The following is a 14,089-nucleotide window of genomic DNA, read 5'->3' as shown; positions in this document are numbered from 1 at the left end:
GAAAATTTCCAGGAAAAATCCGAGGCTACGGCTCGGGAGCGCTGGTCTAAAACCTTGGAAGGCGGTGCTGAGTTACGACGTATTCTGGAAGAGAAAAAGATATTGGATGCCACCGGCACACTAAGCTCAGCCCATACAGGTTGATTGTTTAGAGCGCCCGTACGGGAGGTCGGCGGTTCGGGTCCGCCTCGCGCTACAAAAAAAGGTCTGTCGGGGAATCCGTCAGGCCTTTTTAAATTTCTGCTCTCATGTATTACTTCTATGTTCTGTATAGTCTGAAAGACGGGCGATTATATAAGGGTTCGACCGGAAATCTGGGGTAACCAAGAAAAATCTGTAGCTTACGTATTATTCAACATTTGGATTCGTAATAGATTCCCTGTAATTTGCTGATAATCGCCAAACCATTCCCTATGTCGAAGAAACATCGCGGGCGCTTTCAAGCACAAGGAGGCGGGATAGAAAAATCCGAAAGCTGGTCTCAGGATGAACCACTTTCCAAAGTGGACGGTTTAAATTTACTGGATAAGCTTTGGAATAGTCTATCCAAGAAGGAGCGTTCTTCTCGCGAGAAACAGTATCGAGACGCAAAGCGCTATATCGAAAATGTAGACGGCGGGATAGATGCTGTGAAAAAGAAATCCTTCCGAAATCGGAATACCAAAGATGTACGGATTGATATCGAGGTTTTGGGAGGAAGGGCTTTTCTCGTTTTGTTAATAGCGTTTTTATTATATTACATGATCTTCTAAAGGTCGTTTTGTTATGGCAAAGTTTTTATATGCAGATTTTCTGGAGAACAAGCGTGAGTACAATCTTGCGCAGGCTTTCTGGAATAGACTACTCACCAGTCTATTGAGAGAGTATGGATACACCTACACTCCATATATTAACCAGATGCAAAACGGAGAAAAGGAATACGACGGGAATCCTATTTTTAGTGCCTTTATCCCGGAAATTGAGCGTGCCATCCGGATTATTCAGGTTTCACCGGACGAAGAAGGGGATGATATTTCTGCCTGGATTGACGACATTGAATTGGGCCGAAAAACAAAAACTAAAAAAACAAAGGAATTGGTTCTTGATCTGAAACTTTCCAAAGAAGCTAAAATGCTTGCCAGGGATTTAATTAAAAGGTGGATCATGAATCAATTTGATGACGCGACCCTGGATCAACTATTAGAGCGAGAGATGAATTAATTAAATTGATTGCTTATATACCGTTGCTGCATATTCTTTCCAATTTTAGGCATATTCGGTATTTTAAAATGATCGGATAGATCGGCCTCTTCCAACCGTTTCACTTTTTCTTTTGATAAACCTAACTTCTCAGAATCGGGAAATCGAATCGGCATTTTCGCTTTACCGAATGAATAATATTTCTTTTTTACCATACCGCGATTGAAAATGGTACATATACAAATGGGCTAATTACTAGTTAACCTGTCACAATACGGGCGGTACACCTTCCACCAAACACCGTCGCCCCCTAAAGTCTGTCAGCATCGTGGCCAGCTCTTTTGCATGGGTTGTGCTTAACTTACCGGCAGACTAACGGTAAACGAACTTCCCTCCTGCGGCGTACTGCTGACCTCAATTTTGCCCTTGTGATGATCAATGATCTGCTTAACCAGGAAAAGGCCGAGTCCCATACCGGTGGTTTTTCCGGTATTGCCGGCCCGGTGAAAACGACTGAAGATATCGGGGATCTCCTGGGGATTAATGCCGATGCCGTAATCCTTAACCGTTAAGCGTGCGAACCCTTTCTCATTTCTCAGGATCAGGTCGATATGATCCTTATCCGGCGAATATTTAATGGCGTTGTTTACGAGGTTGGCGATCACTTTTTCCAGTTTGTTTTGATCGCCGTGGATGGTCATTCCGGTTTGCCCTTCGGTACGGATCGAATGTCTGGGGTATCCCGATTGAATATTTTCAATGGTCCGGTGCACCAATTGATCAAATTCCAACTCAGACATATCATAGCTGATGTCGCCCTGTTGCATCCGATAGGTATCCAGGAAATCCTGGATCAGCGTGCGCAGGCGTAATGCACTTTCGTGCGATTTTTGGATGAACTGGCCGGCCGGCTGGGAAAGATCCATTGACCTTTTGGCTAAACTAAGGTAACCGAGCATACTCGTAAGCGGAGTGCGCAGTTCATGGCCGCCCACTCGTACGAAAATGTCTTTCTGTTCCTGAACGGTTTTCCTTTCGTGCACATCAATACAGCTACCGACATAGCCGTTGAACGTCCCTTCCAGATCAAAAGTAGGCACCCCGTGGTCCAGCATCCAACGGTAGGTTCCGTCGTGTTTTTTGAGGCGGAATTCTCTTTCGAAAGCTTGCCGCTGTTCGAAGGATTGTTGGTAGATATCCTGCCAGCGCTTCCGGTCATCGGGATGGACTAGATCGTTCAGTCCGATACCCTGCTTGACCTCCAATGCCCGTCCGGTATAGGCCAGCCAACCTTTGTTGAAGTAGTAATACTCTCCATTGATACCGGATTGCCAGATAAATACGGGGGCCGCATCGGCCAGTTTCCGAAAGTAGGCTTCGCTGGTAGCCAGTGCCTGCTGCGCTTTTTTGAGCTTATTGATATCGGTAGCGGTGAAGTACCATTTCTGGATTTCCCCGTCCTGATCAAGACCGGGGATGCCCCGGCAGAGGTGCCAGCAATAGCTGCCGTCCTGCATCCGGAGGCGATGTTCGTAGGTGAAAATAGATTTTTTACTTACCGCCTTTTTCCAGGCTGCGAGGGTAGCTTCCCTTTCGTCGGGATGCGTGACGCTGTCCATATCCCAGCCGGTATCATCTTTACTCACCCCGAAAAGTCGTTCGCTTCGTTCGTTGGAATAGTATATTTGGCCTACCGCGTCGGTCATCCAGACCACCTGGGGCATGGCGTTGGCCATTTGCTTAAGCTGTTCCTCACTTTCGATCAGCCGCTGCTCGGCCGCTTTGCGTTCGGTGAAATCCTGGACCATAGCGTACCAGCCTTTTACCTGGCCATCCTCCCATTCGTCCGGAATGAAATTCACCCGCACGTATCTCTTGCCGGCATTGTTGTAATCAAAAGTCTGTTCGAAAGTGAATGCTTCCCCGGAAAGTACCCGTTTGATATAAGGAAATACGGCCTGGTAAGCGGACTCTCCCAGGATCTCACGTGCGTGTCTACCCACGATATCCTCCCGGCGGATATTGAACCAGTTCTCGTACATTCGGTTGACGAAGCGATAGTGGTGGTCCTTATCCAGGTAAGAGATCATCGTAGGCAGTGTATCCGTAATGAGACGGAGCTGGTGTTCACTGGCTCGCAGGGAGGTTTCGGCGATGACCCGTTCAATGGCGGTTTGCATTCGTTCGGCAGTTTCCCGGATCAACTCCAGATGGTATTCCGTCCATTCGCGGGGTTCGGCCTGAGTGATACAGAAAATTGCTTCCGGAGCATTATTTCGAAACAGGGGATAGGCAACGAATGCACGGATTTCCAAATCGTGGTACCAACTGTGTAAAGTCTCAGGAATCTCTTTTTCGACCCGAATATCATCTACAATGGTCGCTTGCTGTTGCCGGATAGCGAAGAGATGAGGGTGATCGGCGATCTTCTGCCGTCCACTAACCGATGGTAAGGAACGCTGGGCGTAATAATTTTCCGGGACAATGGCATATTCCCCGCCGGGGCCCAACTGAGCGTAGAAAACCTGATCCGCCTGGAGTTCAAGGCCAAGCAGTCGAGCGGCTTCTGATTTTATTTTTTCCGTGTCGTCCATTTGGCGCAAACCGTCCGCCAGCCGGATGCGGAATGCGTTCATTTCGGCGGCCTGGCGCAGTTTGTCCTCTGCTCTCCGGATCTCGGTGATATCCCTGATGAAGCCGATCAGGCGGGATGGAGTGCCGTCCTCCGTGCATTCCAATTCGCCGGTGATCTCTACCCAAATCGGCCGATTCTGGCTTTTGGGAACGATCCGGCACTGGAAAAACAGATAATCTTTCGAACGAATGGCTGATTGTATGGCATCGCTCAGGGAATTCACATCTTCCGGATGTAAATAATCCTCGACAAAATCTTTGCCGGAAAGTGGACCGTCCTCAGCGCTTCGCCCGAAGATCTTGAATATTTGCTCGTTCTCCCAGAACGCTTTGTCCTCGATCATATCCCATTCAAATACCCCTAGCTTGGCTACATGAGCAGCCAGTTGCATCCGCTTGGCGTCTTTGCCCTGCAAGCTTTCCGAAAGACGCTCGCGATCATTGTCGCCGCTCGGGGAATTGGTCTGTCTATGTTCGGTATCCATAACGGTCCTTTAGAATAGGAAAACGATCAAAAAAATATGATGAGCCGGTAACACTTGTTGCCTTTATCGGATCTTTGTAGCAGGTAAGGTGTGAAAACCTGCTACTTCACAAAAACGAAATTAATCATACCGACGCAATGCGGTTTTGGATTTCTCCCAACCGCTTCGGTCAGTCTATCTGGGTGTAGTGGTGAAAGTCGGAATCCCCAAAAACGCCATCCTTCAGGATCTATCTCTTCCATGCCAGATGCTGGAAATTAAATGAAGCCGAAGGGTAAAATGATCTGCAGGAATTTCCGGCTGGTATAGCCAGGCCGAATTGGCTGCGTGATCGCAAAAGGTCATCCGTTCCTACAAAGATTTTATGGGGCTCCCGGAGAGAAAGAGATGTCGTATTCCCAAAGAATTGCGGGAAAATAATGTTCATTGGGTTGTTAAGGCCGCGGCATTGACCCCTGTTGGGAGCAAGCTTAAAACCAGTTCTAAGCTTGAACAGCAAAAAAGTTCAGATGTTTCCTCGAAAGCGATATTTGTATCAGCTACATCGGATGGAGTTGCCCGCTTTTCCAATGAATAAAGAATTGTCAGGAAAACCTGTTGCTGTTGGGCCGGCAGGTTTAAGCTCATGCGGGCTTATTTTTTTATATTTAATGCAGCTTGTGCTGTAGCGGAATGGAGATAAATAGAAGATCCCGCTGAGCGGAAGTGAGCGGTCCTGACCGTCAACGGCTGCAGCCTACTAAAGGATACGGAGAATGCTTATTTATTTTTAACATTTTCCACCCGAATTATTTAATCATAATCGGGCCTTAGAAAACTATGCTATGAGAAAACTAATCCTAATTCTGGGAAGCCTGCTCCCGATCCTGATGTCATTAAGAGCTCAATGCCCACTCACCTGTATGAATGATCTTTTGGGAATAGATATGGTAAGTGTGGTGCTCACGCAATCCGGCGATCCGTGTGTGATCGAACTGGAGATCATCAATAACTCTTCGTTCTTTACGGTAAGTTCCAATCTGATCGATTTTACGAACGCAACCTGTACCTCCTGTCCCAATGTACGCGCCGGGATGACCCGCGTATGGACCGTTACCGCGGCTTTTGCCTGTGACGTGCCGGGCTCTACGGCGGCCATTGGCGGCGATCTGGGCAATACCTGCGATAATAATTCGGTCTGCTCGTTTACGGGAATTAACCTGTTGCCGGTGGAATGGACCACTTTCAAGGCGTATCCCGACCGGGAACATATTCGTCTGGAATGGTTGATTGCAACGGAACTCGACAATGCCGGTTTTGAGGTCCAAAGATCCGCGGACGGCATAGGCTGGCAACCGATCGGCTTCGTTGCGGGCCGGGGTACCAGCCAGGTTCCCCATCTTTATAAATTTACAGACCCTTATCCGCTCCCGGATTTCAATTACTACCGGCTTAAACAACTGGACCTGGATGGTCAGTTTGAATATTCCGATATCGTGAGCGCGAAAGTAGGAGAGGAGCGGGCTGTCGTCCGGATCTATCCGAATCCGGCCAGTACGGAGCTTAACTTCGCACTGCAGGGTGTCGAAAAAGGGCCGGTCAGCCTGCGCATGTATGACCTGAACGGTCGGCGGGTAAAAGCCGGAGATTACGATTTGGAAGCCGGCAGCTTTCGCCTGCCGCTTGATATCCGTGACCTGCCGTCCGGTATTTATCTGACCGAAGTGATCACCAAAAGCGGCTACTGGAAGGATAAAATAAATATTTATTAGGGTCGGAAGCTGTGGTCCGTTATTTTTGAGCAATGTACGATAACCAGGTAGTGCTCCGTTTGCTTGCGCATGGCCAGACCTTATCATTGACCAGGCGGACGGGACATTCCCATTCTGAACTAACTAAGATCTAGTATGAAACAACCTGCAATCCTCATGCGGCATTTACTGGCCGTATTGTTAGCCTTTAACCTTTTTACCTACGCACCGGTCACCGCCCAGCAAAACGGGAATACGGTGGTCGATACCAATCTCCTGAGTAACCTGCAGTACCGAATGGCCGGACCGTTTCGCGGTGGCCGATCGACGGCAGTTTCCGGCCGACCGGGAGCGCCCTTTAGTTTTCTGATGGGTACCACCGGCGGTGGTCTCTGGGAAAGTACCGACGCCGGTGGTAGTTGGCAGAATATATCCGACGGTTTCTTTGGCGGCGGGATTGGAGCCGTTGCAGTTTCTGAAGCTGACCCTAATGTCATTTATGTCGGTACCGGATCGGCCGATCCGCGGGGGAATATCTCGCAGGGCAGGGGGATCTGGAAGTCGACCGACGGTGGGAAAAGCTGGAAATTCAGTGGCCTGCCGGAAGCCGGACAGATCGGCAAGATCCGGATCCATCCCAAAGACCCGGATCTGGTCTATGTAGCCGCTCTGGGGCATATTTTCGGGCCTAATCCCGAACGCGGTGTTTACCGTTCCCGGGACGGCGGCGCTACCTGGGAAGCGGTACTGCAGGTATCGGATCAGACCGGGGCGGTATCGCTGATCATCAACCCCTCCAACCCACGGGTCCTGTACGCGGGCATGTGGCGGGCGGAACGCAAACCCTGGAGTATGATCTCCGGCTCGGAAGACGGCGGGGTTTATAGATCCATTGACGGCGGCGATACCTGGGCCAAATTGGCGGGCGGACTACCGACCGGCCTGACGGGTAAGATCGGACTGACTTTATCGCCGGCTAATCCGGACCGGGTCTGGGCGATCATCGAGGCCGAACCGGCGGGTGGCGTTTACCGCTCGGATGATGCGGGCAAAACCTGGACGCGGATCAACAAAGAAAATAAACTCCGGCAACGGGCCTGGTACTATACCCACATGGTGGCTGATCCGCAGGATGAAAATACGGTTTATGCACTGAATACCGGGCTGTATCGCTCGGTGGACGGTGGAAAGAATTACGAAGGCATACCGGTGCCGCACGGCGATGTACACGACCTCTGGATCAACCCCGACAACCCGAAAGTGATGATCGTGGCGGATGACGGCGGCGCTCAGGTTACGCTGAACGGTGGTAAAACCTGGTCTACTTACCTCAATCAGCCCACGGCGGAGATCTACGGTGTAGTTGTGGATAACGGCCTGCCTTACCGATTGTACGGTGCCCAGCAGGATAATACCACTATCAGTATACCAGCCTGGTCTTCCAACAATACCCTGCACGCCAAACAGCACTGGTATTCAGTAGGTGGTTGTGAAACCGGTCCGGTTGCCCTGGATCCGAACAACCCGAATATCGTTTATGCCGGTTGCTACGGTGGGGTAATGGATAAGTACGACCTGGCGAAAGATCAGGTAAACAATATCATGGCCTATCCGCAACTCCAGTTGGGGGAAGCCGCCAAGAATTTGAAATACCGCTTTCAGTGGGTATCGCCCATGGCCGTATCGCCCCACGATTCGGAAGTGATCTACCACGGATCCCAGCACGTTCACCAGTCAAAAGACGGCGGTAAGACCTGGCGGGTGATCAGCCCGGATCTGAGTACCAATACCCCGGAGCATCTCGATTATTCCGGCGGACCGATCAACCACGATATCACCGGAGTAGAGATCTACAATGTGGTTTTTGAGATCGTTCCTGATCCCAATGAAGCGGAAACGATCTGGGCCGGTACCGATGACGGCCGGCTCCACATCACCCGCAACGACGGCGCGAATTGGCAGGAGATTACGCCCCCGGCCATGCCCAAATACGGTACGGTGAACAAGATCGACCTTTCCACCCATCAGGCCGGCCGGGCTTTTGTGGCGGTCCATAAGTACCGCTTCGATGATTTTGCCCCCTATATATTCATGACCAATGATTACGGTAAAAGCTGGAAACGGATCACCAGTGGGAAAAACGGTATCCCGGCGGATTATCCGGTACGGGTCGTTCGGGAGGACCCCGAACGCAAAGGATTGTTGTACGCCGGGACGGAGTTCGGACTTTTCGTGTCCTTTGACGAGGGCGCACACTGGCAACCCATGCAGGGAGATCTGCCGATCACGCCGATCACGGATCTTCGGGTACACCAGGGAGATCTCGTCATGTCCACGCAGGGACGTTCGTTCTGGATCCTGGATGACCTCAGTCCCATTCGTGAGATGAGTGATGACCTGGCCGAAAAACAGGTGTATCTTTTCGAGATGCGACCGGCCTTTAAGGTAAACGACGGCGGAGCCGGCTTCCTGGGCGATAACGCTCCCACGGCGCGCCCTTCGGGAGCTCTGATCCATTACGCCCTGCAGGACTCTATTGAAGGCGATGTCCGGATCGAAGTGATCGATGCGGATGCCCGGCTGGTACAGGTATTCTCCAGTGATTCCCTGACGGCGAAACAACACAAAACGGCCCAGCTGAAACCGAAGGAAGGACTCAATCGCATCAACTGGGATCTGACCTACGAAGGGCCGACGCTCATGGACGGCACCATCGTCTGGGGGTATACGGGCGGCGTTAAAGCGCCTCCGGGCACCTATGATATCCGGCTGACTTACGGTGATGAGATCTTGACCCAACAGGTGGAAGTAGAAGAGGATCCGCGCATTGCCGAAGAGATCGATGAAGCGGATTACGAGGAGCAGTTACGATTGGGACTGGAGATCCGGGATGCCATTTCCGCAGTGCACGAATCGGTCCAGGAGATCCGGTCGGTCAAAGAACAGATCAGCTGGATGAAAGGGCAAACCGAAGATCAGGAGGTAAATACCGCCGCCGACAGCATCCTGCAAGAACTGACGGCACTGGAAGAACAACTGATCCAAACCAAAAATGAAAGTAATCAGGATCCGATCCGTTTTGCGCCGCGACTGGACAATCAGTTGGTGGAAAACTACAATTACGTAACCGGAGCGGACGGCTACATTTCCGGCGGACGGGAAGGTCGCCCCAATGCCGCGGCCTACGAACGCTGGACGGACCTGGATGAAGCCTGGACGGATCTGGAACAAAAGGTAGAGGCCTCTCTGAGCGAAAGCGTCCGGACCTTTAATGAACTGGTCCGCAAGAAAAATATCATTGGGATCAAACGGAAGGCGACGAAGAGTTAGACTGGAGTATTCAAGGTGCCTTGTGGGAGTTGGTAGAATCCGAAATGATCGTAAAATCTTAAACATTGAGCAACCAAAGCATTGGGAACCGGCCATTCCGCTGGATAGTGATCGGAATACTGCTTCATTTGGGATATTTACCAACTGCCTTCGCGCAATATGCACAATTGCAGCCGGCCTGGTCGCCGGATGGCCAGGCTTATGCTTTTCTATCCAATGAGATTGGGCGGTATCAATTGTACCGGTACGATCTGGAAACCCATAGCACCCGCCAACTCAGCCACGCAAAAGAGGATGTTGAGGAATTCAAATGGTCGCCCAACGGCAACAAGCTGCTCTACTTGTCCGGAGGTACGCTAACGGTTATGGATAGTGACGGGGCCGAGCCCATGCGCCTAATGACCCACCCTACCGATCCGATGTTCTTTGACTGGCACCCGCAGGGCCGCAGTATTACCTATAGCTGTTCGACTAAAAGAGGGGAGGCGGATATTTGTCTGAAAGATCTGTTCGATCACCTGGACGTCAACCTGACGGACCACCCGGCACCGGACCGGAATTTTTCCTGGTCGCCGGACGGTCAGTGGTTCGCCTTTGGTTCCGACCGGGAAGGGGAACAGCATCTTTACCTGCTGAATGTATACAAGCAGGAGATCCGGTCACTGCCGGATCTCCCGCCTGGTCCTATTGATCCCGTTTTTGCGCCCGATGGACGGCACCTGGCTTTTATCGCCGATCAGGATGGTCTCCACCGGAACTTTGCCGTCTACACGCTCGACCTGAAGGAACAAAGGCTCCGGAGAGTGAGCGATACACTGGGTGATCACCGCCCGCTGTGGTTTCCGGACGGTCGCTCCCTGCTCATCAATACCAACAGCAAGGGCGATTGGGAATTCTACCGAATTCATCCCGATGGCAGCGGGCGGCAAAAGCTGGGAGACGGCCGTGCCTTTTCCATTCATCCGGACGGAACGAAAGTACTGGTCCAATCCGGAGGTCCGGGGCGCGAAAACATCCGTATTCAGGAACTCCGATGAGCTTCCCGCTTACGACTGGCTCCGCGTCAGGATCCGGTTGGTTAACTCAATTTCATCCGCCAGTATCGTATGCGGCCCGTTCGGATAGATCCGTTCGGTAACTTCCGCGCCCATCTCGGCGAAGATGCTGGTGGTATCCTGTACCCGGTGTAGGGGAACATGGGCATCCACATCGCTGCACCCGAGCAGAATGGGCGTCCCCTCGAAATCTCCGCTGTAGTTGGAACGGTCAACTTCTGCTCCGATCACTCCACCGCTGTAGATGAAAGCTCCGCCAAAGTGGCCCGCGTTCCGGGCCAGGAATTCCGACGTCAGACAGGCTCCCTGGGAAAATCCCAGTAAATAGATGTTTTCCCGGCTGATCCCGGCGGCGAGGATATCGTCTAAAATTTCTCCGATGACCGCCAGCCCGGTATCCAGTCCCGGCTGATTGTTGGCCACCGGTGCCATGAAGCTGTAGGGATACCAAGTGTGCTGGTTCGCCTGCGGTGCCAGCAGGGCGAAGTCCGCGACCTCCAGGCTCTCGGCGATCTCCAGAATGCCCGCAGCGCTGCCGCCCCGGCCGTGGATCATGATCATGGCTTTGGACGCTTCGGAAAGTGCCTTGCCGGCGGTGACTACATTTTTATGATGGCGATGCATATTTTTCTGGATTTAAAGTTATCGGTTGTAATAAATTTTCAATGTATTCCCGGCGGTGTTCTTCCCAGGGGGGAAGCTTCAAGGATTCGCCCAGATTTGCTTTGTCCTCATCGTAGAGAAAACCCGGAGGAGTAGTCGCCACTTCGAAGAGCACCCCACCCGGTTCGCGGAAATAGATCGAATGGAAATACTGCCGGTCCAGCACCTGCGTGGTTCGGACGCCGGAAGTAAGTAGTTTCTCCCGCACCGCCAGCTGATCCGCATCCGAAGGCGTATCGAAAGCAATGTGGTGCACCGTACCGCTACCGTCCATTCCGTACTGTTTCTGAGCATCCCAGACGATATCGATGATCTTACCCGGTTCTCCTTTTTCGTGGGTGGAATACCGGCGGCGCGGACCACTCTCCCGGACAAACTGGTGATCCAGTTTTACCAGTAGAGACTCGGTTCGCTCGTAAGTACTCTCCCAGAGTTCCACGCTGTAAAAACCGCGAATGGAGTGTTCCAGCGGGATGTGGCCGTAGGTGAAAGGCGCCCGTTGATCCCGGTCATTGGCGATCAGTTCCAGGCCGAGCCCGTCCCAGTCTTCAAAGTAAATGACTACCTCATCAAAGCGTTCCTGCGGTGGTTTATGACTTACCTGCAGATGCTCAAAGCGTTTCAGCCAGTAATCAATGGCACTTTTGGGAATGGAAAAAGTAGTGGTAGCCGCCTGCCCCAAACCGTGCGCTCCCGGACGGATATTCCGAAACGGAAAGAACGTCAGGATACTTCCGGGATTGCCGGTCTCATCACCGTAGTAGAGGTGATATACATCCGGAGCGTCAAAGTTGACGGTTTTTTTGACCAGCCGAAGCCCCAAGACCCCTACGTAAAAATCGACATTTTGCTGCGGACTGCTGGCCATTGCCGTAACGTGGTGCAGTCCTTTTATGAGTTGTTTAGACATAATCGTTCTCCTTGCGGGTTATATCATAACCCCGGTTTTCTAATTGTGTTGCAATATTCTCGAGAAGTCTTGATTACAATACCCTTTTCGTTTAACTTTGGTTTAGTTCTCCTGAACTAGTAATCAATCAACCGACTGTAATATGGAAATACACATTTTAAACGGCGACGCGCTGAAAGAACAATTCCCACCCTCCATCTCCGGGGAGATCATAGTCATGCGGGAATGCCTCGTAGACGGGCAGCCCCGGGGAGACAGCCTGGAGCAATTGCTGGATAACCGCATGGAGTTTTTCGCGAAGATTTACGGCGTCACGGCGGAAGACTACCGCCGGAAAACAATTCCGGAGATCGAGCGTATCCGGCGTATTCCGGCCACCGCCCGGGTGAATCTCTGGTTTGAGGATGATCTGTTCTGCCAGGTCAATCTGTGGTTCACGAGCTTCCTGCTCTCCGAATTCACCCAGGTGGCCGACGTAAGACTGGTTCGGCCGGAAGGACCGATACAATATGGTTTCGGTGGAATGGACCAACCGGCGCTGATCAAAGCTTACGAGTCTGCCCAAACAATCGACGGTGATGAGCTGGAACAAATGACCCGGCTTTGGCAATGCTACCAACGGGGAGAGCACGCTACCATGACCGGGATCGCAGCGCGTTACCAGGCTCGCCTGCCGTTTCTCGTCGAGGCGGTGAAGGCAGAACGCGAACGTTATCCGGAAGATGATCGTCCCGGGCGGCCCCAACGCACGATCCGGGCCCTCATGGAGGAACTGGGTAGCGAACAGTTTGGACCCGTATTCCGGGCATTTCATGAACGGGAAAGTATTTACGGCTACGGAGATCTGCAGGTGCGGCGTTTATTCGATGCCGTTAAGGCCGGTAGATCGTAGTCTTATTTAAAAAATCAGGCTGACTTCGGTCGCCAAAAGGTGCAGCATTTTGTCATGACTACTAAAGATCTTATTCTCCAGGCTTCCCTTTGCCTCTTCAACCAGGAAGGTTTCGAAACGACCTCGGCTCGTCAGATCGCCCGGGTGGTTCGGATCAGTCAGGGCAATCTGCGCTACCACTATCCGTCTAAAGAAGCGATCGGCCAGCAACTTTTTGACCAGTTTTACCGCGAATACTGCGATATTCTGGAAACGTCATCCGCTCAAAAACATGAGGTCAGCATTGCCGATATGCTGGACACCTACCTAAAACTCTTTACCCTGTACGATGAATACCGGTTCATCCTGCAGGATCTGTGGAGTCTGACCCGAAGTCTGCCTGCTATTAAAAAGACCCTCCAACTGGATTACGAAAAAAGACGGGCCGCTTTGGCGGAGTTGTTGGCAGGGCTGGCTGCTGCCGGACAGCTGGAAACTCCGGATAGTCCGGGATTATTCGAAGCGATCATCTCGCAGCAGCTTTTTCTGGGAGAATGCTGGTTGTCCCATTCCGGCATTTATTTTGAGGGCGAACCGGAGCAGGAGATCCGGCGTTATCTGGAACAGTGGGTATTGCTGTTGCTGCCTTATCTGACCGTACCCGGGCTCGAAGCCCTCATGGAGTACGCCAGGGAACATGCAGGTACCTTCCAGCCGGAATTTTACCAGCTGATCCAGTTTCATTTCGATAGAAGACCAAGCCATGAAAGCGAAAGCATTTGATATCCGTACCCTAGATCATGTCGCCATTCACGTGAGCGAGCTGGAAAAATCTGCGGCCTGGTACCAGCGTGTACTCGGTCTGGAACGGATCCAGCCTACCGAATGGGGACCATTCCCCGCCTTAATGGTAGCAGCGGACGGCACCGGAGTGGCGCTTTTTCCTACTCATGGCGATTCCCCCGGCCGGCTGCCGGAAGGAGAGGTGATCCGGGCCAACCATTATGCATTCCGGGTGGACAGGGAGGATTTCGAAAGCGTAAAAGATCATCTGAAAGCGCTGGATATCAAATACGATTCCCAGGACCATCACTTTTTCCATTCTATTTACATCTACGATCCCGATGACCACCGGGTGGAGATCACCACCCAGGTGCGCGCATTCACCGAGGAAAAAAGAGCCAGAAGATAAGCTTACTCCTGCCCGGTCCGAGGATTGAAAAATGACCTGC

Annotated in this window: 13 protein-coding genes; 8 read left to right on the top strand and 5 right to left on the bottom strand. The window is 51.8% G+C overall.

Annotated features, from left to right (window positions below; translation table 11 throughout):
* The first annotated feature begins 413 nt into the window (after window positions 1-413).
* Window positions 414-752: a hypothetical protein gene (locus CRP01_RS36215; protein ID WP_099154983.1), complete on the top strand. Its 339-nt coding sequence runs from the start codon at window positions 414-416 to the stop codon at window positions 750-752.
* Window positions 753-765: 13 nt separating this feature from the next.
* Window positions 766-1,200 carry a hypothetical protein gene (locus CRP01_RS36210; RefSeq protein WP_099154982.1) on the top strand — a complete coding sequence of 145 codons (435 nt, stop codon included), beginning with the start codon at window positions 766-768 and terminating at the stop codon, window positions 1,198-1,200.
* Here CRP01_RS36210 and CRP01_RS36205 read toward each other — a convergent pair.
* The 3 genes from CRP01_RS36205 to CRP01_RS42050 form a co-directional block, all read right to left on the bottom strand.
* Window positions 1,197-1,394, bottom strand: coding sequence for a hypothetical protein (locus CRP01_RS36205; RefSeq protein ID WP_099154981.1), 198 nt, complete (start codon window positions 1,392-1,394; stop codon window positions 1,197-1,199). The genes CRP01_RS36210 and CRP01_RS36205 overlap by 4 nt on opposite strands.
* Window positions 1,395-1,535: 141 nt before the next feature.
* Window positions 1,536-4,298 carry a sensor histidine kinase gene (locus CRP01_RS36200; RefSeq protein ID WP_099154980.1) on the bottom strand — a complete coding sequence of 921 codons (2,763 nt, stop codon included), beginning with the start codon at window positions 4,296-4,298 and terminating at the stop codon, window positions 1,536-1,538.
* 423 nt (window positions 4,299-4,721) lie between these two features.
* Window positions 4,722-4,925, bottom strand: coding sequence for a hypothetical protein (locus CRP01_RS42050; protein WP_143473697.1), 204 nt, complete (start codon window positions 4,923-4,925; stop codon window positions 4,722-4,724).
* Window positions 4,926-5,122: 197 nt separating this feature from the next.
* Here CRP01_RS42050 and CRP01_RS36195 point away from each other — a divergent pair, with 197 nt between their 5' ends.
* The 3 genes from CRP01_RS36195 to CRP01_RS36185 all read left to right on the top strand — a co-directional run bounded on the left by CRP01_RS36195 (window position 5,123) and on the right by CRP01_RS36185 (window position 10,395).
* Complete coding sequence (locus tag CRP01_RS36195) at window positions 5,123-6,049, top strand: T9SS type A sorting domain-containing protein (protein ID WP_099154979.1); 927 nt, start codon at window positions 5,123-5,125, stop codon at window positions 6,047-6,049.
* A gap of 135 nt (window positions 6,050-6,184) precedes the next feature.
* Window positions 6,185-9,358: a WD40/YVTN/BNR-like repeat-containing protein gene (locus CRP01_RS36190; protein ID WP_099154978.1), complete on the top strand. Its 3,174-nt coding sequence runs from the start codon at window positions 6,185-6,187 to the stop codon at window positions 9,356-9,358.
* A gap of 65 nt (window positions 9,359-9,423) precedes the next feature.
* Window positions 9,424-10,395 (top strand): TolB family protein, encoded by a 972-nt coding sequence (locus tag CRP01_RS36185; protein ID WP_099154977.1) that lies wholly within the window; start codon window positions 9,424-9,426, stop codon window positions 10,393-10,395.
* Window positions 10,396-10,404: 9 nt separating this feature from the next.
* Here the strand turns inward: CRP01_RS36185 and CRP01_RS36180 are convergent, their stop codons facing one another.
* Both CRP01_RS36180 and CRP01_RS36175 read right to left on the bottom strand, forming a co-directional pair.
* The gene (locus tag CRP01_RS36180) at window positions 10,405-11,037 is read right to left on the bottom strand and encodes an alpha/beta hydrolase (protein ID WP_099154976.1); all 633 of its coding nucleotides are present in this window, start codon (window positions 11,035-11,037) and stop codon (window positions 10,405-10,407) included.
* The gene (locus tag CRP01_RS36175; protein ID WP_099154975.1) at window positions 11,021-11,986 is read right to left on the bottom strand and encodes a VOC family protein; all 966 of its coding nucleotides are present in this window, start codon (window positions 11,984-11,986) and stop codon (window positions 11,021-11,023) included. Before CRP01_RS36175 ends, CRP01_RS36180 begins: the two co-directional genes overlap by 17 nt.
* A gap of 142 nt (window positions 11,987-12,128) precedes the next feature.
* On the opposite strand from CRP01_RS36175, the gene CRP01_RS36170 reads away from it, so the two are divergent.
* Genes CRP01_RS36170 through CRP01_RS36160 form a run of 3 tightly spaced genes read left to right on the top strand, consistent with a single transcriptional unit; the run spans window position 12,129 to window position 14,049 of the window.
* Complete coding sequence (locus tag CRP01_RS36170; RefSeq protein ID WP_099154974.1) at window positions 12,129-12,878, top strand: DUF1835 domain-containing protein; 750 nt, start codon at window positions 12,129-12,131, stop codon at window positions 12,876-12,878.
* A 54-nt stretch (window positions 12,879-12,932) separates the two neighbouring features.
* Complete coding sequence (locus CRP01_RS36165) at window positions 12,933-13,640, top strand: TetR/AcrR family transcriptional regulator (protein ID WP_099154973.1); 708 nt, start codon at window positions 12,933-12,935, stop codon at window positions 13,638-13,640.
* Window positions 13,621-14,049 (top strand): VOC family protein, encoded by a 429-nt coding sequence (locus tag CRP01_RS36160; RefSeq protein ID WP_099154972.1) that lies wholly within the window; start codon window positions 13,621-13,623, stop codon window positions 14,047-14,049. Before CRP01_RS36165 ends, CRP01_RS36160 begins: the two co-directional genes overlap by 20 nt.
* Window positions 14,050-14,089 lie beyond the last annotated feature (40 nt).

The organism is Flavilitoribacter nigricans DSM 23189 = NBRC 102662 (genome assembly GCF_002646595.1).
Taxonomy (GTDB): Bacteria; Bacteroidota; Bacteroidia; order Chitinophagales; family Saprospiraceae; genus Flavilitoribacter; species Flavilitoribacter nigricans.
This window is presented reverse-complemented; position numbering and strand designations above follow the sequence as displayed.